We start from the raw sequence: 21,364 nt of genomic DNA, 5'->3' as shown, positions 1-21,364 counted from the left end.
CCCCGCAGTGGTAAAATGCGCGGTTAATCGAATCACCCAATCGAAGGTTTCCCAGTGCTCAGTACAGCCAACATCACGATGCAGTTCGGCGCGAAGCCGCTGTTCGAAAATATTTCCGTCAAGTTCGGCGACGGCAACCGTTACGGCCTGATCGGCGCGAACGGCTGCGGCAAGTCGACCTTCATGAAGATCCTCGGCGGCGACCTCGAGCCGTCCGCCGGCAACGTCAGCCTCGACCCGAACGAACGCCTCGGCAAGCTGCGCCAGGACCAGTTCGCCTACGAGGACGTGCGTGTGCTCGAGGTCGTGATGATGGGTCACACGGAGCTGTGGAACGCCATCCGCGAACGCGACGCCATCTACGCGAACCCGGAAGCGACGGACGACGACTATATGAAGGCCGCCGAGCTCGAAGGCAAGGTCGCCGAATACGACGGCTACTCGGCCGAAGCGCGCGCCGGCGAGCTACTGCTGGGCCTGGGCATCGCCACCGACCTGCACCAGGGCCCGATGAGCGCCGTGGCGCCCGGCTGGAAGCTGCGCGTCCTGCTCGCGCAAGCGCTGTTCTCCGATCCGGACATCCTGCTGCTGGACGAACCGACCAACAACCTGGACATCCACACGATTTCCTGGCTGGCCGACATGCTGAACCAGCGCAACTCGACGATGATCATCATCTCGCACGACCGTCACTTCCTGAACTCGGTCTGCACGCACGTCGCCGACATGGACTATGGCACGCTGAAGGTTTATCCGGGCAATTACGACGACTACATGGAAGCGTCGACGCAGGCTCGCAACCAGCAGCTGGCGAACAACGCGAAGGCGAAAGAGAAAGTCGCCGAACTGCAGGACTTCGTGCGCAGGTTCTCGGCGAACAAGTCGAAGGCCCGCCAGGCAACGTCGCGCGCCAAGCAGATCGAGAAGATCAAGATCGAGGAATTCAAGCCTTCGTCGCGCGCCTATCCCTTCGTCCGCTTCGAAGGCGAGAAGAAGCTGCACCGACTGGCTGTCGAGACGGAAGGCCTGTCGAAGTCGTACGACCGCCAGCTCTTCAAGAATTTCTCGATCATGGTCGAGGCCGGCGAGCGCATCGCCATCATCGGCGCCAACGGTGCCGGCAAGACCACGTTGCTGCGTTGCATCGGCAGCGGCCCCATCACGGGCCTCGACGCCGACACGGGCCGCGTGAAGTGGGCCGAGAACGCGAACCCGGGCTATATGCCGCAGGATCCGACGGAAGAATTCGCCACCGACCTGAACCTGACCGACTGGATGGGCCGGTGGACGAAGGAAGGCGACGACGACCAGGCCGTGCGCTCGATCCTGGGCCGCCTGCTGTTCGGCGGCGACGAGGTCAAGAAGTCCGTGCGCGTGCTCTCCGGCGGCGAGAAGGGCCGCATGATGTACGGCAAGCTGATGCTGGGTCGTCACAACGTGCTGCTGCTCGACGAGCCGACGAACCACATGGACATGGAATCGATCGAGTCGCTGAACATCGCGCTCGACAAATACGCGGGCACGCTGATCTTCGTGTCGCACGACCGCGAGTTCGTGTCGTCGCTGGCCACGCGCATCCTCGAGATCAAGGAAGACCGCGTCATCGACTTCCAGGGCAATTACGAGGATTACCTGAAGAGCCAGGGCCTCGACTGATCGTCGTGACGCGACACACAATGTCGCGTTGCCGGGTGGGCACCCCGTGCCCACCCGGACGTTCGGACATCACAAGTGCCGTAGGGTGGGCACCCCGTGCCCACCGCACATGTGGAGAGTACAATCGGCGGCATTCCGGCCCACGCCGGCATGATTTCCCCCGCCATGCGATGATATTGCTATGAACACCATTGCCCCCGTTAAGATCTTCGAATACGACCGTCCGGTCGGCGGCGTCTGTTCCACCGCCGAGGCCTGGGCCCGTACGCCGTCCCCGCTGGAAATCGCGGAAAAGACCGCGTTGAAGGACCGCATCCGCCGCCTGCTGAAGGAACGCGAAGCCGTCCTCGTCGCCCATTACTACGTCGATGCCGACCTGCAGGACCTGGCCGAGGAAACGGGCGGTTGCGTCTCGGACTCGCTGGAAATGGCCCGCTTCGGCCGCGACCACCCGGCCAAGACGCTCGTCGTGGCGGGCGTGCGCTTCATGGGCGAGACGGCGAAGATCCTGAGCCCGGAAAAGACGATCCTGATGCCGGACCTGGACGCGACGTGCTCGCTCGACCTGGGCTGCCCGGCCGACGAATTCGCCGCGTTCTGCGACCAGCACCCGGACCGCACCGTCGTCGTGTATGCGAACACGTCGGCCGCAGTGAAGGCGAGGGCGGACTGGATGGTCACGTCGTCGATCGGCCTGGACATCGTCAAATACCTGCACGACCAGGGCAAGAAGATCCTGTGGGCACCGGACCGCCACCTCGGCTCCTACATCCAGAAGCAGACGGGCGCCGACATGCTGCTGTGGCAGGGCTCCTGCCTCGTGCACGACGAATTCAAGGGTGTCGAACTGGACTTGCTGCGCGCCGAATACCCGCATGCGAAAGTCCTCGTGCACCCGGAATCGCCCGCGAACGTCGTCGCCCAGGCGGACGTCGTCGGCTCGACCACGCAGTTGATCAACGCCGCGCAGACGATGGACGCGACGCATTTCATCGTCGCCACCGACAACGGCATCCTGCACAAGATGCGCATGGCCGCCCCCGGCAAGACCTTGATCGAAGCCCCGACGGCCGGCAACAGCGCGACGTGCAAGAGCTGCGCGCACTGCCCGTGGATGGCGATGAACGGCTTGCAGAACCTGGCCGACGTGCTGGAAGCGACGGACGGCAGGAACGAAATCTTCGTCGATCCGGAGATCGGCAAGCAGGCCAAGCGCGCGATCGACCGCATGCTCGACTTCGCCGCCGCGAAGAAAGCCAAGGCGCTCCCGACCGGCGCGCTGGAACAGGAAGCCAAACTTTTCAACGGAATCGGACCTGCATGAGCAATTTGCGCAATCCTTACGCCACCGAGGGACAATTCGACGAGAAACTCCAGGCCGCATTCGAACAGAATCTGCTCGCCGCGCTGCTGGAAGACGTCGGCACCGGTGACCTCACGGGCAAGCTCGTGCCCGAAGCGCCCCGCGCGACCGCGCGCGTGCTCGTGCGCGAACAGGCCGTCCTGTGCGGCGCCCCCTGGTTCGAAGGCGTCATGCTCGCCGTCGATCCGGACATCACGATCGACTGGAAGTACGCCGAGGGCGACGTGATGGCCGCCGACAGCATCGTCTGCATGATCGAAGGTTCGCCGCGTTCCTTGCTGACGGCCGAGCGCGCCGCATTGAACTTCCTGCAACTGCTGTCCGGCGTGGCAACGGCGACCCGCACCTACGTGGACGTCATCGCCGGCACGAAGGCAAAGATCCTCGACACGCGCAAGACGTTGCCGGGCCTGCGCCTGGCCCAGAAATACGCCGTGCGCGTGGGCGGCGGCGCGAACCAGCGCATGGCCTTGTACGACGGCATCCTGATCAAGGAAAACCACATCGCGGCCGCGGGCGGCATCACGCCGGCGCTGCAGGCGGCCACCGCGCTGAATGCGGGCGTGTCGATCCAGATCGAAGTGGAGGCTATCGCCGAGCTGGAAGAGGCGCTGGCTGCCGGCGCCACCTCCGTGCTGCTCGATAATTTCGACCTGGCCATGATGCGGGACGCCGTCCGCATCAATGGTGGACGGGCGCTACTGGAAGCGTCCGGCGGCATCAATATGCAGACCGTGCGCGCGATTGCCGAAACGGGTGTCGATCGGATTTCGATCGGCGGCCTCACGAAGGATGTGAAAGCCACCGATTATTCGTTGCGTATCGTAGGCTAACGATGTGCATGGTGGGCTCAGGGAGCCCACGCTACGATTGCCGGTATGCCGTAGGGTGGGCACCCCGTGCCCACCGCACCGTCGCCGGAGTTGATCAAGTGCCGCTCTCGCTGGCCCTGGCCAGCGCCTCCGCCTGCGGATTGCGCCGATAGACCGACTCCCCGACCCGCGCCGCGATCCCGTCGATCGCGGCCAATACCTTGTCCGGATGCGCGTAATGCGTCATATGCCCGACACCGGGCTGCAGCTGCAGGTCGCTGTCCGGCAGGCGCTCGTCCAGGCGCTCGGAGTTGTGGCCGAAATCCACGATCTTGTCCTGCGTGCCCGCCATGATCACCGCGGGCACCTTCAATTCCGGATAGCGCTTGGCGAGCGCGACGGCCGCCGGCACCATGATCGCCGTTTCTGCCGCGCTGGCCCGCAGCTGGCCGGGCCGGAGCAGCATCCAGACGGGCAGTTCGCGGAAGCGCGCATCGACCGGCTGCGGCGCAAACACCCGTTTCGTCAGCGGGCGCCACAGCATGCGCGTCACGAGCGGCGATACGGTGTAGCGCATCAGGTCGCCCACGAGCGGGATCGCGGGACCGGACAGCAGCGGGACGTCTGCCCGCAGGCTTGGGTAGTAATAGCCGGACAGCAGCACGAGACCCCGGACGAAATCCGGCACCTCCAGCCCCATCGACAGCGCCACGAGCGTACCCCAGGAGTGGCCCAGCACGATGGCGGAATCGACACCGATCTCCTGCAGCGCATGGTGCAGCAGCCGCGCCTGGGCTTGCGGTGTCCACACCTTGCTGCGCGGGCGCTCGCTGTAGCCGAAGCCGGGACGGTCGAAGGCGATGACGCGGTAGTGCTCGGCAGCCTTGTCCATCAGGCCGCTGCATTGGAAATCACTGGCGAACACACCGTTCCCGTGTAGCAGCACGAGCGCGGGTCCACTGCCGCGTTCCACATAATGCAGGCGGACGCCGTCGACGGTCACGAAGCGGCCTTGCGGCGGATTCTCGGCCTCGGCCTGTTTCGTTTTCGAACGCACGTAAAAGAAGGAAGCCAGCAAGCCGAGACCGGCCAGCGCCGCCCCGGCCTGCCATGGTTTGATGCCGGTGCCGGCGATACCGGCTTCCCCGGTCGACAACGTGCTGCGTAAGGTGTTCGTCACAGTATTCCCCCGTCAAGTGGTATGGATGGCGTGTCTCCGTCGGTCTGATCCGAACCTCTGGTCAGCAACTCCAGCGCGAGCGGCAGGACACGCTCGGCCGATTCTTCGATCTTGATGTCGAGCAGGTCGTCGGCGCGCGTGCGGCCGAGGTTGATGGCCGCGATGGGCTTGCCGGCGGCCTGCGCCATGCGGCAGAACCGGAAGCCCGAGTACACCATCAGCGAGGACCCGACGACGAGCAACGCGTCCGCGCGTTCCATCTGTTCCAGTGCGATCGCGGTGCGGGCCGGCGGCACATTGTCCCCAAAGAAGACGACGTTCGGCATCAAGGCGCCGCCGCAGCACGTGCAGTACGGCAACCGGAAGCGTGCCAGCTCCGTCGGCTCGACGGACGCGTCGCCGTCCGGCAGCGGGGTCGCATTCGCGCCCGCCATCTGAGGATTGAATTCCTCGAGCTGCCCTTGAACAAATGCGCGCGGAAAGAGTGCCGCGCATTCCAGGCACACGACCGTGTGGATATTGCCGTGCAGCTCCAGCACGCCGTGGCTGCCGGCCTGGCCGTGCAGGCCGTCTACATTCTGCGTCAGCACGGAGCCGATCCGGGCGATCCGTTCCAGGCCCGCGATCGCCTGATGACCCCGGTTCGGGCGCGCCTGGGCGAGCACGGGCCAGCCGATCATGCTGCGCGCCCAGTAGCGGCGCTGCACGGCGTCCGACTTGCGGAAGTCCGGCCCGTGGATCGGCGGCCGGCCGCGGCGGGTGCCGTCCCGGTCGCGGTAGTCGGGAATGCCGGAGGCGGTCGACAGCCCGGCGCCCGTCAGCACGAGGGCACGCGGGTGGCGGTCGAGAAATGCGGCGATGCGCGCCGCGTGATCGTGGATGGTGAATGCTTCTGCCACAGATGTGCTCCTTCCGGCAGGATCGTAACATCCCGGATGCCCGCACGAAAACACGATTCCCATGGCCATCACCACGGGGCGATGTCAGCGCTTGGCGGAGACCACGATGCCGCCGACGATCAGCAGAAACGCAAGCACGTGATAGGCGTGCGGCATTTCACCCAGGAAGGCAGAGGACAGCACCGCCGTGAACAGCGGCGTCAAGTTGACGAAGAAGGCGCCGATGCCGGGCCCTGCTCGGCGGATGCCCGCGCCCCATAGCGCGAACGCGAGCACGGCCGGGCCGACGGCGACGAAGACGAGTGCGGCCGCGACGAGCCAGCTCCACGCGATGGGTTGCGCGCCCAGGCCCCACTCGACGCCGGCGAACGCGCCGCACCACAACAGGCCGAACGCGACCTGCGTACCGAGGAACGCAGCCCAGTCGGCGCGCAAGGGGGGCGCATCCCGCGGCTGCAGCAGCATCCAGCTGTAGAACGACCACGCGATCGTCGCCAGGATCATGTACAGGTCGCCGGCGACGAGGCGCAGCGCGAGCAACTGGTCGACGTCGCCCCGGCACAGCACGACGAGCACGCCGACGATCGACAGCAGCGCGCCCACCACCTGGCGCGTGCGCACGGCCACGCCGTAGAACAGCCGGCCCACGAGCATCATCCACACGGGCATGCCGGACGCGACCAGGGTCACGTTGATGGGCGTCGAGCTTTGCAGCGCAAGATATTGCAGCGAGTTGTACATGCCGATGCCAAGCAGACCCAGCAACGCATAGCGGCGCCACCGGGTGCGGATGCCGTCCAGCACGCCCGCCTCGCGCAACGTGGCCCAGCCCAGCGGCAGCAGGACGGCCAGGGCGATCGTCCAGCGCAGCAGGTTCAACGTCATCGGCGGCACGGCCGCGCGCACGAGGCGCCCGACGATCGCATTGCCCGCCCACAGCAGCGGCGGGACGGTCAGCAAGAGGATGGTGGACGGCGTGAGTTTCTGGTTCATCGGATACGACGGACGGCGGCCGGCGCGCTTGCACCGGCCGCGGCAGAGTGCGCGCTCAGCGCCGGCGCGGCGTCAGGACGCTCGGCAGGGCTTTCGGCAGGGTGTCGGGATAGTCGCGCGAGAAGTGCAGGCCGCGGCTCTCGTGGCGCGACAGGGCGCTGCGCACGATCAGGTGCGCCACCTCGACGAGGTTGCGCAGCTCCAGCAAGTCGTTGGTGACGCGGAAGTTGCGGTAGTACTCGTCGATCTCTTCCTTCAACAGCTTGATGCGATGCTGCGCCCGTTCCAGGCGCTTCGTCGTGCGCACGATGCCCACGTAGTTCCACATGAAGCGACGCAGCTCGTCCCAGTTGTGGGCGATGACGACTTCCTCGTCCGCATTCGTGACGCGGCTCTCGTCCCACGCGGGCAGCGGTGGCAGCTCGACGGGTGGGGCGGCCGCGATCTGGTGCGCGCACGCGCGCCCGACGACGAGGCATTCCAGCAGCGAGTTGCTGGCGAGGCGGTTCGCGCCGTGCAGGCCCGTGTACGCGGTCTCGCCGACCGCGTACAGGCCGGGAATGTCGGTGCGGCCCGCGAGGTCCGTCACGACACCGCCGCACGTGAAGTGCACGGCCGGCACGACGGGGATCGGCTCCTTCGTGATGTCGATGCCCAGTTCGAGGCAGCGCGCGTAAATCGTCGGGAAGTGTTCCTGGATGAATTCCGGGCTCTTGTGGGTGATGTCCAGGTGGACATAGTCAACCCCGCGCTTCTTCATCTCGAAGTCGATGGCGCGCGCCACGACGTCGCGCGGGGCCAGCTCGCCCCGTTCGTCGTGCGCGGGCATGAAACGCGTGCCGGCCGCCGTGCCCGCCTCCGGCGGAAGCTTCAGCAGGCCGCCTTCGCCGCGCACGGCTTCCGTGATCAGGAACGATTTCGCGAATGGGTGATACAGGCAGGTCGGGTGGAACTGGATGAATTCCATGTTCGACACGCGGCAGCCGGCGCGCCAGGCCATCGCGATGCCGTCGCCCGTCGCCGTGTCGGGGTTCGTCGTGTACAGGTAGACCTTGCCGGCGCCGCCGGTGGCCAGCACCGTGTGCTCCGCCTCGAACGTCTGCACCTTGCCGCTCTGTTCATCCTGCACGTAAAGGCCGTGGCAGCGCGGCTGGCCGACGAGGGCCGGGCCGCTGTGCACACCATCCGGCTGCAGCTTGTCGGACGTGATCACGTCGATCGCGCAGTGGTGCTCGAACAGCGAGATGTTCGGGTGGGCGCGGACTTTCTGTTCCAGCGTCACCTGCACGGCGTGGCCCGTCGCGTCGGCCGCGTGGATGATGCGCCGCTGGCTGTGGCCGCCTTCGCGGGTGAGGTGGAAACCGAGTTCCGCCGTCTCGTCGCGCGTGAACGGCACACCCTGTTCGATCAGCCACTCGATCGCTTCGCGCCCATGCTCGACGATGTAGCGCGTGGCCGCCTCGTCGCACAGGCCCGCGCCGGCAACGAGGGTGTCGGCGATGTGCTGGTCATGGCTGTCGCCCGAATCGAGCACGGCGGCGATGCCGCCCTGCGCCCAGTTGCTGGCGCCGTCGAGCAGCTCGCGCTTGGAGATGATGGCGACCTTGCGCGTCTGCGCCAGGTGCAGGGCGACCGACAGGCCGGCCAGGCCGCTGCCGACGATGGCTACGTCAAATTTCATCGCACTCTCTTGGTTTTGCTTTTGTAAAGAGGCATCACTATAGACCATTTGGCGCGGGTGTGCCGAAGAGAGGCCTGTTCACTATCGCCCGGCCGACCGACGCCGGCGCGTCTCCGCCAGGATGGTTTCGTACAGGCGCCGGTAGCGCGTGGCGGCCGCGGTCCAGTCGTGCGTCGCGGCAACGCTGCGCGCGGCGGCCAGCCCGAGCGCACGCAGGCGGCAAGTCTGCTCCAGCAACTGCGCGAGCACGTCGACGAGCGCAGCCCGGCTGCCCGCCGCGAACAGCATCCCGCTGTGCCCGTGCACGAACACCTCGCGGTGGCAAGCGATGTCGGACGCGACGACGGCGCACCCGCTGGCCATCGCCTGCAACAGGTAGCGCGACGGCATGCGCGCAGCGGCGTTCGGCAACGCCGGGAACACGGCCACGTCGGCGCACGCCAGCACGTCGGCGGTGCGGCGGCCGGCCAGCCGCCCGGTCACGTGCACGTAGCCGCCCAGCCCGTATGCGGCGATCCTTGCCTCGAGCGCCTCCGTACGCCTGCCACCGCCCGCAACCAGCAGGCGCAGCGTGCGGCAGCGCCGGCGCAGATCGCACAGCGCGTCGAGCAGCAGGTCGATGCCGTTCGCCTGATCGAGGTCGCCGGCGTAAGCGAGCAGGGGCGCGTCGAGCGTGTCGCGTGCCCGGACGGCTTGCCGCGCGCCCGCTTGCACGTCGACAGGCGGCGGCAGGATGGCAATCCTGCGCGGAGGCACCCCGGCTGCGCACAGCACCGCCCGCATGTCGGCGGTGGGCGCGGCGACCGCGTGCGCCCGCGCGTACGCGAACCGCGCCAATGCCGACGCGCCCTGTCCGAGCGCGGTCCGGCGGTCGACGTCGACGACGAGCGGCATCCGTGCGAGCCGCGCGATGGGCCAGGTGGCGGCCGCGTGGCTGCCTGGCGGGTGCACGTGGATCAGGTCGGGCCGTGTCAGGTGCGCGACCTCGCGCAGCCGGAATGCGAGCGATGCCGCGGCCACCACGCCACGGCATGGCCGGCCCAGCCACGGCGGGAGGTGGTTGGGCGGTGTACGGTACAAATGCCAGACGTCGCTGGGCCACGCGTCCGAGGGCGACGCCGGGCAGGGCTCGCCGCGGCGGACAGGCACGCCGTCTCCATCGTGAGCAGAGGGCGCACTCAGGTGCACCGTCTGCACACCTTGCGCGCGCAAGGCCGCCAGCAAGGCTTGCGTGCGCCGGCCGTAGTCCGTCGGGCGCGCGCAGGCGGCATCGAGGACGTGGAGGACGCGCATCAGCGCCCCCGTCCCATCCGGTCCGGCGGCCCGCTGCGGGTCAGCGCGTCGTAGACGGCCAGGTAGTCGCGTGCCATCGCCGGCATGCTGTGGCGGGCGATCACCTGGCTGCGTGCCCGCGCGCCGTGACGGGACGCCAGCTCGGGGATGCGGCAGTAGTCGGCGATCGCGGACGCCAGCAGCTCCGTCGCCATCGGCGGCACGAGGATACCCGTGAAGCCCGGATGCACCAGTTCGGAGTTGCCGCCGACGGCCGACGCCACGACCGGCAGCCCCGTCGCCATCGCCTGCAGGATCGCGTGCGAGCGGTCCTCGGCGAGCGACGGCAGAACGAACAAGTCCATCGCGCGGAGCAGCTGCGGGACGTCGGCCCGGTCGCCGGGAAGCCACGCGCGCGCGGCCGCGCCCGCCCGATGCAGCAGCGCCTGGCACTCCGCGCGCCCCGGGCCGTCGCCGACGAGCAGCAGCCGCAGCCGCTGGTGGGCCGGGTGCGGCGATGCGATCAGGCGCAGGAATGCCTCGACGAGCGTCGTGTGGTTGCCGGGGTCGTCCATCCGCCCCACGCTGCCGACGACGAACACGCCGTCGCGCATGAAGCCGGGCGGCCCCACCGCGGCGGACGGCCCCAGCCGCGGATGGAATTGCACGCTATCGACGCCGTTCGCGATCTGGGACACGCGCGCCGGCTCCGCACCGACCGATTCGATGAGCCACTGCTCGAGATCGCCGCTGACCGCGATGAAGTGGTCGATCAACGGACACAGGAGGCGGCGCAGGATGCGCGCGGCGACGCCGCCATGCGCCGTCGCGCGCCCGTGCTCCGCGTGCACCCGCAGACGGACGCCAGCCAGCGCGGCAACCGCCTGCGCAGGCAGCCCGGCGCCGTTGCGGGTGTGGACGAGGTCGGGCCGGAGCGCCCGCAACACGCCGAACATGCGTACGTAGTGCAGCGGATCGCGCCCCGCGCCCTTGTGCAGGTTCACGATCTCGACCCCGTGCTCGCGTATCTCGCCCTCGCAGCCGCCACGGTCGTGCAGGCAGACGACCGCATGGCGATAGCGCCCGGGCGGCAGGTGGCGGATCAGGTTCAGCAAGCCGTGCTCGGCCTGCTCCGTGTCGAGCGCTTCGACCACGTGCACGACGAGACGCGCGGGCCCACCGGACTCGGGCGGCGATAACGCCGCGGGATGCTTGGCGCCCATGTGGCCACGCGTCAGAGCCCGACAAGGACGTTGCGGCGCATGCGCCCGGCGGCGAGCAGTCCTGCATGGCGGTCGATGTGCTTCATGGCGGCTCCCACGCTCGTTGACGGTGGCGCCGGGCCGGTGTCCGGCCGACGCAGGGCCCATTATATTGCGCTGCAACGCGGCGTTTTTTTCGCTTGTTGGCGCCGTTGACTCGTCTCAAGAATGGGGCGGATGCATGCAGCAGAGGGCGCCCGACGCTGTCCAACGCGCATGGGCCCAGGCGATCCGTTCGGCGCCGCACGGAACGCCCGACGGGCGCGCGCTACGATGGCGTTTCCATCCGCACGAGGACTCACCATGAGCACACACGACACACAGGCCATCGCCGATTTGAAATCGCGGATCAAGGAAGTCCGCTTCCCCATGTTCACGTGGCAGGACGAGCACGGCCATTTGTTGAGCCAGCCGATGACGCAGGAAGAGGTCGACGACGACGGCGGCATCTGGTTCTTCACGTCGACGCAGACCGCGCTGTGGGACTGCATCGGACATCGTCCGCAAGTGAACCTGTCGTTCGCGAAGCCGGAGGACAGCCTGTTCGTCTCCGTGAGCGGCCTCGCGGAACGGATCGTCGACCGCGAGCGCATCCGCGCCATGTGGAACACGGGTGCGCAGGCGTGGTTCCCGGCCGGCCCGGACGACGAGCATGCCGTGCTGATCCGCGTCGAGCCGCATTCGGCCGAATATTGGGACTCCAACGACAGCAAGATGGTCCGCATGTTCGCCTACGCCAAGGCGGCCATGACGGGCACCCGTCCCGACGTGGACGCGGAACACCGGACGTTGAAGCTCTAACGAACTGCTGGCGCGGAATTCCCGCCTTGCAATATGCCGGCGGGCTGGCGTACAGTACGCGCTTCTTCGGGGAGCGTGCATGGAACGGGACGGGCAGGGCAGGACGCGATGACGGCGCCGCTGGAATGGGCGGCGAACGGCATGACCGCCGTTGCGATCGTGCTCGCCGGCCGCAACAGCGTCCATACGTGGTGGACGGGCATCGTCGGCTGCACGCTGTTCGCCATCCTGTTCGCCGAGAGCCGGTTGTATGCCGACGTGGCGCTGCAGGGCTTCTTCGTGGCGACGAGCGTCGCGGGCTGGTGGAAATGGGCGCGCGGCGACCACGGCGATCCGCTGCCGATCACGCATGCAAGCGTCGCGAACCTCGCGTGGACCGTGCCGCTGGGTGCCGTCGCCACGGCGGGCTATGGCGCGCTGCTGCATTTCACGACGAACGCGTACGCCCCTTTCCTCGACTCGGCCGTCCTCGTCTTTTCCGTCATCGGCCAGATCCTCATGATGCAGCGCCGGGTCGAGAACTGGGCATTCTGGCTGCTCGTCAACAGTATCGCCGCACCGCTGTATTTCAGCCGAGGCCTCACGCTGACGGCCGTGCTGTACGCCGGTTTCTGGCTCAACGCCGTGGTCTCGTGGCGCAACTGGTATCGGCTGGCGACGCCGCGCGCGGACGCGGACGCGGCGATCGGCATGGTGTCGTCCGATCGACCGGGCCTGTGAACGAGAGGTCGCGCGCGACGGCGCCGTTCGTCCGGCGCGCGCGTCTCAGCCCGGACGGGGCGGCGCGAGGTCGTCCTCGTCCTGGTTGCCGCCCGTTTCCGGGGCGCCGAGTCCCGTCGATCCCGGGCTGGCCTGGCGACTGCGCGTGTCCTGGTAGCCGCGGTTGATGGCCGTCGCGGCCGTGCCTGCGCCCTCGGCGTCATCGTCCGATGCGCGCTGGCGGTTGCCGCCCGCAGAGGGCGCTTCTTCCTCCGGATGGGGTTTGGTCATGGCCCGACCGCCGCTGCCGCCCGTCTCGGCCATCGTTTCGTGGGTGAGGGTGCTGCCTTCCTCGCCGCTCGTCGGGTTGCCGACGCCGATCGTCGCCGCTTGCTCGTTCTGCTGGCCTTTTCCGCCATGCGTCGATGGTGTGTTCATCTCGCCTCCTGGTCCGTGGTCGATGAGCGATTGTCGCCGCGTGGCCGAGCGCCGTCTGTCGGCACGCGTTGCGCGCGCGTGTAGGATGCCGGCGCAAATGCTCAGACGGGAATCTCGGACGTGCCGCCCCCCACGCTCCCGAACTCCTGCAATTGCTCCAACGAGAGGCGCCGCTCGTTGAGGGCGACCAGGATCGCCTTCAACTGGTCCGGATCGGGCTGGATGTAGATGATCCGCTGTTCGATCTGGTCGTCCCAGCAGCGTGTATAGGGCACGTCCGTCTCGGCCATGATGCGCGCATCGAAACTGCCGTCCCGCAATTCGCCGAACAAGGTGACCCGCGTGGTGTCGGGTGTCGTGTTTTTTACCGTGATGCTCATGCAAGCTCCTTTCGGTTTGCGCGTCGTCAGGACCATTGTCCCGTAGGCGCGGCCGGCCTGCAAACGGTGTTCAAGCGTGCGCAGCCGAGTGCTATACTGTACATAAACACAGTACCCTGGTTTTATCCGCCCATGCCCAACTTCACACCCATCGATCTCGGTCCCACGTTACCGGAAGAGATCACGACCGGCGCCAGCGGCCGGCTGCACGTCAAGATGTACCGCCAGCTCGACGACGCGATCACGGAAGCGACGACCGACATCGAACTGGCCCGCGAATTCATCGCCCACGGCGAACTGAGCGCCAAGTCGATCCAGAACACGCAGAAGGAATTGTTCCGCTTCCTGACCTGGTGCCGCGAAGAGGCCGGCAAGACGCTCGTGCAGCTGAACGTCGCCGACCTGAACGCCTACAAGGAATTCCTCAAGGATCCGCCGCCCGGCTGGGTGTCGACGACGAAATGGCCGCGGACCGACCCGCGCTACCGGCCGTTTACGGGACCGTTGTCCGACACGAGCCGGCGCCAGGCGTTGATCGCCGTGAAGGGCTTGATGGGCTTCGCCGAGCAGACGGGCTACGTGCGCCGCAATCCGGGGGCGCTCGTGCGCAACGTAAGGACGCCGACGGCCAGCCGCATCACCCGCTACCTGACACAAACCGCGATCGGACTCGCGCTGGACACTGTCGCGACGCGCCCGGCCGACACGCCGGCCGCCATGAAGCGGCGTGCGCGCGACCGCTTCCTGCTCGTTGCGTACGCACACACGGGCGCGCGCCTGAACGAGCTCGTCGGCGCGTCGATGGGATCCATCTACACGGAAGGCAACGACCGCTGGTGGCTGGACGTCGTCGGCAAGGGCAACAAAGCGCGCCGCCTGCCGGTGCCGCCCGACATGCTCGACGCGTTCCGCGCGTATCGCGAAGCGTTCGAGCTGACCCCGCTGGCGAGCCGGACCGACCGTACGCCGCTCGTCCTGTCAAGCCGCAGCCGCGCGCTCGCGCGCATTACCGACGAAGCGGCGGCGGAAGCCATCAAGGCAATCTTCGCCGACGCGGCGGCGGTCGCGGCCACCCGCGGCGACGCGGACACGGCCGCCACATTGCGCCAGGCCTCGGCGCATTGGCTGCGCCACAGCATGCTGACGAACCATGCGAACAACGGCGTGCAACTGAAGACGCTGCAGGACACGGCAGGCCACGCGAACATCGCGACGACGGCCGCCTACCTGCACAAGACGGACAATGAACGCTACGACGAGATCATCGCGTCGGTGAACGGACGCGGGATCCTGTAACTACGCCGCGCGGGCCGCGCGCCGTGCGAATTCGCTATACTGGAAGCAGGATATCGGCACGAACGATTGGCGCGCCGTGGACGGGAGCAGGGCAGGCGCCCGCCGCGTCTGCGACGGCGCCATCCATCCAATGATGATGCAAGGACATGCAATGGCCAGTGGAATCGCCGGCGACGTCATCCTGCAGCCGGTCAGCCCGATCGAACGGCCCGGATCGTCGAATTCCCGACCCTACCAGGCCATGATCGGCGTGGTGGACAACGCCGGGCGCATCATCGCCGAAGTGCGCAGCGACGCGAACGGCCGCTTCCACATCGTCCTCGAACCCGGTACGTACGTCGTGCGTCCCGAATCGGCGGCGATCTATCCGCACGCCGCCGCGCAGACCGTCACTGTCGCCGAGGGCCGTTTCACACGGGTCTGCATCGTCTACGACAGCGGCATCCGGTAGAGGTTTGCAGTCAGGGGCGGGCAGTGTGGCGCGCCGCCCCGGCATGTCACGACGCGAAGCCAATGCCGACGATACGGCTGCCCCAATCATGGTTGGAGAGAATATCCTCGTTGACCAGCCACGCGCGCCGGGCATTACGCGGGTCGACCGTCACGGCCGAATAATCGCCCCAGCGGCCGCCGCCGAACCACGTCGGGCTCGTGAAGGCCGCCGTGCCCGGGCTGAGCACGTACGTCCCGCCGTTGTTGTGGTCATAGCCGGAAAAACGCACCTGGGCGTTGGTGCCGCGTGGCGGATCGGTCATCGTCCATGTCACGAACACGTCGTTGGCGCCGTTCGCCGCGATCGAGGCATTGAAATCGAACGACGTCGACGTGCCGAAGAAGAATGCGCTTTGCACGAGCGCATTCGTCGCAGTATTGATCTGGTAGAACTTCGGTGCCGCGTAGCCGACGAGGTTGACGGTGTGGACCTGCCACAGGAAATTGCCGATCTGCGTACTCGCGTTGACGAAGCGGCCGTCGAGCGTGTCGAGCGTGGCGTTGGTGCCGGGTTGCGGGGCATGGGGCGGGACGGTGTACGACGGCACCGAAATATTGACGGGCCCCGTCAACTGAATGGCATTCGGCCTGCTCGAATTGGTGAGTGCGTACATGCTCAGCGCGCTGCCTCCCGACGCGGCGATCAGGAACGTTTTCGCGTTCTGATCCAGCACGATGGGCGGCGCCAGCGTGGCGCGCAGGCCCGTGAAGACCGGAACGGAAAATCCGAGGCCATTGTAAAGGCGCGCTTTCGCGACCGCGAACATGTCGGCGCCCCGGAATCCGCCCGATGAGGTAAACACGTTGGCCGTGACGATGACGGCATCCTGATCCATGCCGAGTTGCGGATAATCCCAGAAATCGCCCGCATTGAACGTCACGTTCAGCGCGTAGATAAAATACGAGCCAAGCGGATTCGACGTCGTGGAAATGGCGACGAAAAACAATTGGCGGCTCGTCGATTCCTGGAATGCATCGGCCGTGACGATCCAGCGATTCCAGGTGCTGTCATACACGGCGCGCGGATCGAATAATACGCGGGTGCTGTAACCGAAAAATGCAGCGAGAGAAATACTGGTGCGCTGGCTCGGATTCGTGCGGACGAAAATATCGACGTGCGAATTGGTGACTTCGACAAAATGGTCGAGGCCGACTGCGCCGTGGGTGTCCGGCGGAATCAGTCCATCCACGTCCGTCGCGCCCGGCACATTCGGGCCCACGAGGATGACAGGGGCGTGCGGCAGCACCTCGGCTTCGAATTCGGACGGCTTTTCGGCTGCAGGGCCCCGTGCAAGCAGTGTCGCCTTCAATTCCTCGTACTCATCGGCCGGCATCGTGGGCAGGAATGGCTTCGATTTTCCCTGCGCTATTGCGCGAGGAGCAGGGGACGGATTGTTTTCCATCTCTTGCAGCATGACTTCGAGGGTCCTCACATGCGGGGCAGAAGCCTCCAGCTGGGTCCCGATTTCTACTGACGATAGTTTCACGACATCACTCCTTGATCGTTGACTGGACATGCGCCGGCTCGGGCGCCATTCACTATGGTTACAAATGGGCCGAACGTTCTTGACAGCGCTCAGCAGTCGGAAGTCGTGGGAAGTGGTCGTGGATGATCGCTGGTGAACGGGGGAAACTTGCAATAAATTCGTCCGAGACATTGGTCAAGGATATCCCATCATCAAGTCGACAATATAGTCTGTAATGTCGAGTTAGAGATCTTGCCCGTCGCCATCGACCTGCAGCGTAATATGTCACGATGGCGCCCTAGAGCGTCGTGGACACCATCTCCGTCCGGCGTTTGAGCGATCACGCGCCCAGCTGATTTATGCAGCAAACCCGCCTTTACACAACAATGCAGTGATTGATTTATATCAGGACAGCCCTTTGATCTAAATCTACTATGGGCAATAGCGTGGGAGAACGAGAAGACAAGCAGCAATGGCGCACGCAGAAGCGCTACTACCGAAGCCGGGGATCGGCACATATGCCGGCACACCGGCGCCCGGCAGTCCTGGTACGACGACATTTCGTTAGCCAGGTACAGTAAGTGGTCCAGCCACGATCGCCAGCGCAAAGTTGGCTTCAGGCCTGCGCGGCGTGAGAATTGGACAGATTTCTGAGGACCAAACTGTGTCATCCTCCAATAGTGAACTCAACGATGAGGTTGACGATGACACCCAGCAGCGCGCCCGGCGTCAAGCGTAAACGTTCCACCTATCTTGGGGCCAGCCTGCTCGTGCTTGCCGCGACGGCGGCAGTGTGTGCCTGGCGCTTGCGACCCGCACCGCCGTCCCCGGCGGGTCCGCTGGAACAGGTGACCATCGCCGCCACTGCCGAATACGTCGGGGTGTGTCCGATTATTGCCGCCAACGCCAACGGCTATTTCGCCGAGCAGGGCATCGTCGCGCGGATCCAGCCGCATGCCAGCGGCAAGTCGGCGCTGGACGCAACCCTGCAGGGCAAGGCCGACCTGGGAACGGTGGCCGACATCCCGATCATGTTTGCCGCGCTGAAGGCGGTGCCGGTGGTCGTGGTCGCCACCATCTTCCGAACCGAAAAAGACCATGGGCTGGTGGCGCGGCGGGACCGCGGGATCGATTCGGTCGCCAGCCTGAAGGGTAAGCGGGTTGGCGTCATGCTCGGGACCTCCGCCCATTTCGTGCTCGACGCTATGCTCAACCGGCAGGGGCTAGCCCCCGGCGATGTGGTCAAGCGTAATCTCAGGCCGGAAGAATTTGCGGCCGCCCTCGCCAGCGGTGAGGTCGACGCGATCGCCACCTGGGAACCGTTTCTGGACTCCTTGCGAGCAGGGCTCGGCAACAACGCGATGAGCGTGTATAGCGAGGACATATATGAGATTCCCTATAATCTCGCCGCGACGCGCGACTACGTGGGACACCATCCCGAGACGCTCAAGAAAGTGCTGCGCGCCCTGATCGAAGGGGCGCGCTTCTGCGAGAGCGCTCCCGATGCCGCGCGCGCGCTGATGGGGGCCGGCCGCAAGCTCGACAACAGCCGCTGGAAGGTCCTGTGGCCCGCCTACCGCTTCCAGATTGCGCTCGACCAGGGTCTGTTGCTGGCACTGGAGGATGAGACCCGTTGGGCCGTCGCGAATAAGCTGAGCGATCAGACAGCGATGCCGAATTACTTCGATTACGTCTACCTCGATGCACTCGAGGCGGTGGCGCCGGCTGCCGTGACCATCATTCATTGAGAGCATGCCCATGAAGATCTCGACCCGGCTCCAATTGGTGGGGTGGTTCTCGGCTGGCGTCGCCGTACTGACCGTGGCGCTGCTGTTTTCCGCCTCCCAATCGGTGCGCCAGGAACTGGCCAAGAACGAGGCAGCTGGCAACGTGTTGCAGGCGGTGACGGCTTTGCGCTATCTCTCGCTGGAATACGTGCTGCACCATGCGCAGAGGACCCGGGTACAGTGGCAGTTGCGCGCCGCCTCGCTGGACAAGCTGCTTACCGGGACCGCCGATTTCACAGGCGGCGATGACCCGGTCCTGCTCGAGCAGTTGCGCCACACCCACGCCAGCGTCGATCAGTTATTTGCCCAATTGGTGGCCGACCCTGGCCACGCCGACGCCGTCGAGGGTGGACGCGCCGTAGTCGACGAGCGCGAGTCGCGCCTGAGCGAACAGATTTTGAACAAGGTGCAGTCGATGATTTCCGACGCGCTCGAGCTGTCTGAGCGCAGCCGGCAAGGCGTGCTGGCCGCGCAGCAAAGGCAGCTCAGCGCGGTTGTCGTGTTCGGCGCCGCCATGGTGTTCGTGATCGCGATGAATACCCTGATCACGCTGCGACGACTGGTCCGCCCCCTCGAGCAAATCCGACAAAGTACCGCCCTGGTCGGCGCCGGCGTGCACGGCGCCCGTGCCAACGTGCTGTCGCGCGACGAGCTGGGCCAGATGGCACTGGAATTCAACCGCATGGCCCAGGCCATCGAGGACAGCCAGGCCAAGGAACTGGCGACGGCGAACGAGCTGCGCGCCAAGGTCGATGCGCTGCTGGACGTCGTCTCCCGGGCCGCGAAGGGCGACCTGACGGGCACGGTCACAATCCGCGGCGAGGACGCGATCGGCCGCCTGGGCGAAGGCTTGTCGACGATGCTCGGCGACCTGCGCAGCCTGCTGGACAACGTTCAGCGGGCCGGCGACCAGGTCACCACGTCCACCACGCAGATCGCCGCGTTCGCGCGGGAGCAGGAGGCGACGGGCATCGAGCAGGCGCAGACGACCGTCGAGGTGCTGTCGACGACGCGCGAGATCTCGGCCAACACATCGCAGCTGCTCCGCACGATGGAAGAAGCGACCGAGGTCGCCGACTATACGACGGCGGCCACGGCCGAGGCGCAGAGCAACCTCGAGCGCATGGACCAGTCGATGCAGCAGATGGTCACGGCCACCGACACAATCAGGGCCAAGCTCGCTACGCTTTCGGCAAAGGCCGGCAACATCAACGGCGTGCTGACGACCATCACCAAGGTCGCGGACCAGACCAACATCCTGTCGCTGAACGCCGCGATCGAAGCCGAGAAGGCCGGTGAGACGGGCCGCGGATTCGCCGTCGTCGCCAGCGAGATCCGGCGCCTGGCCGACCAGACGTCCGTGTCCACGTGGGACATCGAGCAGATGCTGAAGGAGATGCAGTCCGCCGTCTCGGCCAGCGTCATGGGCATGGACAAGTTTACCGAGGACATCCGCCGCAGCGTCGAGGAGGTCCGCCACGTGGCCGAGCAGCTCTCCGGCATGACGGAGCAGGTGAGCAAGCTGGCGCCCCGCTTCGACCTCGTGCTGCAGGGGATGCAGTCGCAGGCCGTGGGCGCGTCGCAGATCACGGCGACGATGACACAGCTGTCGGACGCCACCCAGCAGACCGTCGACTCGCTGAAGGCGACGAGCGAAGCCGTGCATCAGTTGCAGTATGCGGCCTCCGACCTGCATCAGTCCGTGAGGACCTTCGCGGTCACCCACTAGGCCGGCCGCCACGTGTCGTCCTGGGCGAAAAATATGGAACAAGCCGACGGGCGCCTGGGCGTGCCGCGTTCCTCAATCGCTTTACGTGACCGCCAACGCGACGACGGTGACCATGCCATAAATCCTCCCGGGGCCTGGGGCATTACGCGCTCAGCAGATAAGTGCAAGCCACCGTCGTGCACTGATCTTGTTCCAGAAACGGCGAGGTTCGCCGATAATGTCGGTCCATACAGCGATGCTGCATATTTTTTGCGCGGGGATGCCGGCAAAAAAAACGAACTGGAGAACGAACGATGGTCACATGCTTCTTACGTTACATAATCGACGCCGCAAAACTGAAAGAGTTCGAGGCTTACGGGCGGATGTGGATCCCGCTGGTGGAAAAATTCGGCGGCAAGCACGGCGGTTATTTGCTTCCATCCGAGGGCGCCAGCGATGTCGCACTGGCTTTTTTCACTTTTCCTTCGCTGGCCGAATACGAGCAGTATAGGCAGAAGGCAGCAGTCGACCCGGACTGTCTCGCAGCTATCCAGTTTGCGAACGAGACCAAGTGTTTTTTGAGTTATGAGCGCAGCTTCTTCCGGCCGGTGTTTGAATAGCAGAATTCTCGATATCCGCGGTTATTGTTTAGTTTCGTGCGATCATCTTCCCCGTCGTAGCTGGCCTTTGTTCCGCGCAAAGGCTATGCTGGGCGACTTGATTGCTGGATTCAGCAGTCCCGGCATTCAACCGCAACAGGAGCAGTTCGCAGCATGAGTTCACGCATTCACCCGCAAGCGCGCACGACCCCGAAAGTCCGGCAGGAGATCAAGGATTCAGGCCTGTCTGATCGTCAGGCGGCAAAGGTCTTCGGCATCACACGGGCGACGGCCGCGAAGTGGCTCAAACGGGACGACGTGCAGGACCGCTCGCATCGTGCCCATACGCTGCATACGACGCTGAGCACGGCCCAGGAAGCCATCGTCCTGGCACTGCGACAGTCGCTCTATCTTCCCCTCGACGACCTGCTGTTCATTACGCGGCAATACATTAATCCCGACGTCTCCCGATCAGGTATCGCACGCCTGCTCAAGCGCGAAGGCATGTCGCGCCTGGCGGACGTGATCCCGAAGGCCGAGGGCGAAACCATCACGCCGAAAAAGACATTCAAGGACTACG

Annotated in this window: 20 protein-coding genes; 11 read left to right on the top strand and 9 right to left on the bottom strand. The window is 65.9% G+C overall.

Going from position 1 to position 21,364, the window contains the following annotated elements; genetic code table 11:
- Nucleotides 1–54 precede the first annotated feature (54 nt).
- From HAV22_RS11210 to nadC, 3 genes are all read left to right on the top strand, one after another.
- Nucleotides 55–1,656, top strand: coding sequence for an ABC-F family ATPase (locus tag HAV22_RS11210; RefSeq protein WP_166859163.1), 1,602 nt, complete (start codon nt 55–57; stop codon nt 1,654–1,656).
- 181 nt (nt 1,657–1,837) lie between these two features.
- Nucleotides 1,838–2,980: a quinolinate synthase NadA gene (nadA, locus tag HAV22_RS11205; protein ID WP_166859162.1), complete on the top strand. Its 1,143-nt coding sequence runs from the start codon at nt 1,838–1,840 to the stop codon at nt 2,978–2,980.
- Nucleotides 2,977–3,852: a carboxylating nicotinate-nucleotide diphosphorylase gene (gene nadC, locus HAV22_RS11200; protein ID WP_166859161.1), complete on the top strand. Its 876-nt coding sequence runs from the start codon at nt 2,977–2,979 to the stop codon at nt 3,850–3,852. Before nadA ends, nadC begins: the two co-directional genes overlap by 4 nt.
- Nucleotides 3,853–3,946: 94 nt before the next feature.
- Here the strand turns inward: nadC and HAV22_RS11195 are convergent, their stop codons facing one another.
- The 6 genes from HAV22_RS11195 to HAV22_RS11170 all read right to left on the bottom strand — a co-directional run bounded on the left by HAV22_RS11195 (nt 3,947) and on the right by HAV22_RS11170 (nt 11,079).
- The gene (locus HAV22_RS11195) at nt 3,947–5,011 is read right to left on the bottom strand and encodes an alpha/beta fold hydrolase (protein WP_371869609.1); all 1,065 of its coding nucleotides are present in this window, start codon (nt 5,009–5,011) and stop codon (nt 3,947–3,949) included.
- A complete protein-coding gene (locus HAV22_RS11190) occupies nt 5,008–5,910 on the bottom strand; it encodes an NAD-dependent protein deacetylase (RefSeq protein WP_371869608.1) in 903 nt (300 codons plus the stop codon). Before HAV22_RS11190 ends, HAV22_RS11195 begins: the two co-directional genes overlap by 4 nt.
- 84 nt (nt 5,911–5,994) lie before the next feature.
- Nucleotides 5,995–6,903, bottom strand: coding sequence for a DMT family transporter (locus HAV22_RS11185; protein WP_166859159.1), 909 nt, complete (start codon nt 6,901–6,903; stop codon nt 5,995–5,997).
- A 55-nt stretch (nt 6,904–6,958) separates the two neighbouring features.
- The gene (gene nadB, locus HAV22_RS11180) at nt 6,959–8,632 is read right to left on the bottom strand and encodes an L-aspartate oxidase (protein ID WP_267874761.1); all 1,674 of its coding nucleotides are present in this window, start codon (nt 8,630–8,632) and stop codon (nt 6,959–6,961) included.
- 33 nt (nt 8,633–8,665) lie between these two features.
- Nucleotides 8,666–9,877, bottom strand: a complete 1,212-nt coding sequence (locus HAV22_RS11175) for a glycosyltransferase family 4 protein (protein ID WP_166859157.1) — start codon at nt 9,875–9,877, stop codon at nt 8,666–8,668.
- Complete coding sequence (locus tag HAV22_RS11170; protein ID WP_166859156.1) at nt 9,877–11,079, bottom strand: glycosyltransferase; 1,203 nt, start codon at nt 11,077–11,079, stop codon at nt 9,877–9,879. The genes HAV22_RS11175 and HAV22_RS11170 overlap by 1 nt, the downstream gene beginning before the upstream one ends.
- Nucleotides 11,080–11,421: 342 nt before the next feature.
- Here HAV22_RS11170 and HAV22_RS11165 point away from each other — a divergent pair, with 342 nt between their 5' ends.
- Together HAV22_RS11165 and pnuC are read left to right on the top strand one after the other, a co-directional pair.
- A complete protein-coding gene (locus tag HAV22_RS11165) occupies nt 11,422–11,919 on the top strand; it encodes a pyridoxamine 5'-phosphate oxidase family protein (protein WP_166859155.1) in 498 nt (165 codons plus the stop codon).
- Between the two features lie 108 nt (nt 11,920–12,027).
- On the top strand, nt 12,028–12,639 hold the full coding sequence (pnuC, locus tag HAV22_RS11160) for a nicotinamide riboside transporter PnuC (protein ID WP_166859154.1): 612 nt from the start codon (nt 12,028–12,030) through the stop codon (nt 12,637–12,639).
- A 45-nt stretch (nt 12,640–12,684) separates the two neighbouring features.
- Here the strand turns inward: pnuC and HAV22_RS11155 are convergent, their stop codons facing one another.
- Complete coding sequence (locus tag HAV22_RS11155) at nt 12,685–13,056, bottom strand: hypothetical protein (RefSeq protein ID WP_166859153.1); 372 nt, start codon at nt 13,054–13,056, stop codon at nt 12,685–12,687.
- 101 nt (nt 13,057–13,157) lie between these two features.
- A complete protein-coding gene (locus HAV22_RS11150; RefSeq protein ID WP_166859152.1) occupies nt 13,158–13,436 on the bottom strand; it encodes a hypothetical protein in 279 nt (92 codons plus the stop codon).
- 132 nt (nt 13,437–13,568) lie between these two features.
- On the opposite strand from HAV22_RS11150, the gene HAV22_RS11145 reads away from it, so the two are divergent.
- Entirely contained in the window at nt 13,569–14,732 is a 1,164-nt protein-coding gene (locus HAV22_RS11145; protein ID WP_166859151.1) for a tyrosine-type recombinase/integrase, read from the top strand.
- Nucleotides 14,733–14,883: 151 nt separating this feature from the next.
- Nucleotides 14,884–15,183 carry a carboxypeptidase-like regulatory domain-containing protein gene (locus tag HAV22_RS11140; RefSeq protein WP_166859150.1) on the top strand — a complete coding sequence of 100 codons (300 nt, stop codon included), beginning with the start codon at nt 14,884–14,886 and terminating at the stop codon, nt 15,181–15,183.
- Nucleotides 15,184–15,229: 46 nt separating this feature from the next.
- On the opposite strand, the gene HAV22_RS11135 is transcribed toward HAV22_RS11140, so the two are convergent.
- On the bottom strand, nt 15,230–16,741 hold the full coding sequence (locus HAV22_RS11135; RefSeq protein ID WP_166859149.1) for a hypothetical protein: 1,512 nt from the start codon (nt 16,739–16,741) through the stop codon (nt 15,230–15,232).
- A gap of 653 nt (nt 16,742–17,394) precedes the next feature.
- On the opposite strand from HAV22_RS11135, the gene HAV22_RS11130 reads away from it, so the two are divergent.
- The 4 genes from HAV22_RS11130 to HAV22_RS11115 form a co-directional block, all read left to right on the top strand.
- Nucleotides 17,395–18,438: an ABC transporter substrate-binding protein gene (locus HAV22_RS11130; RefSeq protein WP_166859148.1), complete on the top strand. Its 1,044-nt coding sequence runs from the start codon at nt 17,395–17,397 to the stop codon at nt 18,436–18,438.
- A gap of 10 nt (nt 18,439–18,448) precedes the next feature.
- A complete protein-coding gene (locus HAV22_RS11125; protein ID WP_229421187.1) occupies nt 18,449–20,206 on the top strand; it encodes a methyl-accepting chemotaxis protein in 1,758 nt (585 codons plus the stop codon).
- A gap of 293 nt (nt 20,207–20,499) precedes the next feature.
- A complete protein-coding gene (locus tag HAV22_RS11120; RefSeq protein ID WP_166859146.1) occupies nt 20,500–20,805 on the top strand; it encodes an NIPSNAP family protein in 306 nt (101 codons plus the stop codon).
- A gap of 153 nt (nt 20,806–20,958) precedes the next feature.
- The coding region (locus HAV22_RS11115) for a transposase family protein (RefSeq protein WP_503827423.1) at nt 20,959–21,364 on the top strand (406 nt) is incomplete at its 3' end.

Source organism: Telluria antibiotica, from assembly GCF_011682055.1.
Taxonomy (GTDB): Bacteria; Pseudomonadota; Gammaproteobacteria; order Burkholderiales; family Burkholderiaceae_D; genus Telluria; species Telluria antibiotica.
The sequence above is the reverse complement of the archived record's forward strand: the minus strand, read 5'-3'. Positions and strand labels throughout refer to the sequence as shown.

Bases quoted from the DNA above. Each gene is read 5' to 3' on its own strand.
- nadA (WP_166859162.1), top strand. From the start codon at position 1,838: ATGAACACCATTGCCCCCGTTAAGATCTTCGAATACGACCGTCCGGTC.
- nadC (WP_166859161.1), top strand. From the start codon at position 2,977: ATGAGCAATTTGCGCAATCCTTACGCCACCGAGGGACAATTCGACGAG.
- HAV22_RS11185 (WP_166859159.1), bottom strand. From the start codon at position 6,903: ATGAACCAGAAACTCACGCCGTCCACCATCCTCTTGCTGACCGTCCCG.
- nadB (WP_267874761.1), bottom strand. From the start codon at position 8,632: ATGGTCTATAGTGATGCCTCTTTACAAAAGCAAAACCAAGAGAGTGCG.
- HAV22_RS11175 (WP_166859157.1), bottom strand. From the start codon at position 9,877: ATGCGCGTCCTCCACGTCCTCGATGCCGCCTGCGCGCGCCCGACGGAC.
- HAV22_RS11170 (WP_166859156.1), bottom strand. From the start codon at position 11,079: ATGGGCGCCAAGCATCCCGCGGCGTTATCGCCGCCCGAGTCCGGTGGG.
- HAV22_RS11165 (WP_166859155.1), top strand. From the start codon at position 11,422: ATGAGCACACACGACACACAGGCCATCGCCGATTTGAAATCGCGGATC.
- pnuC (WP_166859154.1), top strand. From the start codon at position 12,028: ATGACGGCGCCGCTGGAATGGGCGGCGAACGGCATGACCGCCGTTGCG.
- HAV22_RS11155 (WP_166859153.1), bottom strand. From the start codon at position 13,056: ATGAACACACCATCGACGCATGGCGGAAAAGGCCAGCAGAACGAGCAA.
- HAV22_RS11150 (WP_166859152.1), bottom strand. From the start codon at position 13,436: ATGAGCATCACGGTAAAAAACACGACACCCGACACCACGCGGGTCACC.
- HAV22_RS11145 (WP_166859151.1), top strand. From the start codon at position 13,569: ATGCCCAACTTCACACCCATCGATCTCGGTCCCACGTTACCGGAAGAG.
- HAV22_RS11140 (WP_166859150.1), top strand. From the start codon at position 14,884: ATGGCCAGTGGAATCGCCGGCGACGTCATCCTGCAGCCGGTCAGCCCG.
- HAV22_RS11135 (WP_166859149.1), bottom strand. From the start codon at position 16,741: ATGTCCAGTCAACGATCAAGGAGTGATGTCGTGAAACTATCGTCAGTA.
- HAV22_RS11130 (WP_166859148.1), top strand. From the start codon at position 17,395: ATGACACCCAGCAGCGCGCCCGGCGTCAAGCGTAAACGTTCCACCTAT.
- HAV22_RS11125 (WP_229421187.1), top strand. From the start codon at position 18,449: ATGAAGATCTCGACCCGGCTCCAATTGGTGGGGTGGTTCTCGGCTGGC.
- HAV22_RS11120 (WP_166859146.1), top strand. From the start codon at position 20,500: ATGGTCACATGCTTCTTACGTTACATAATCGACGCCGCAAAACTGAAA.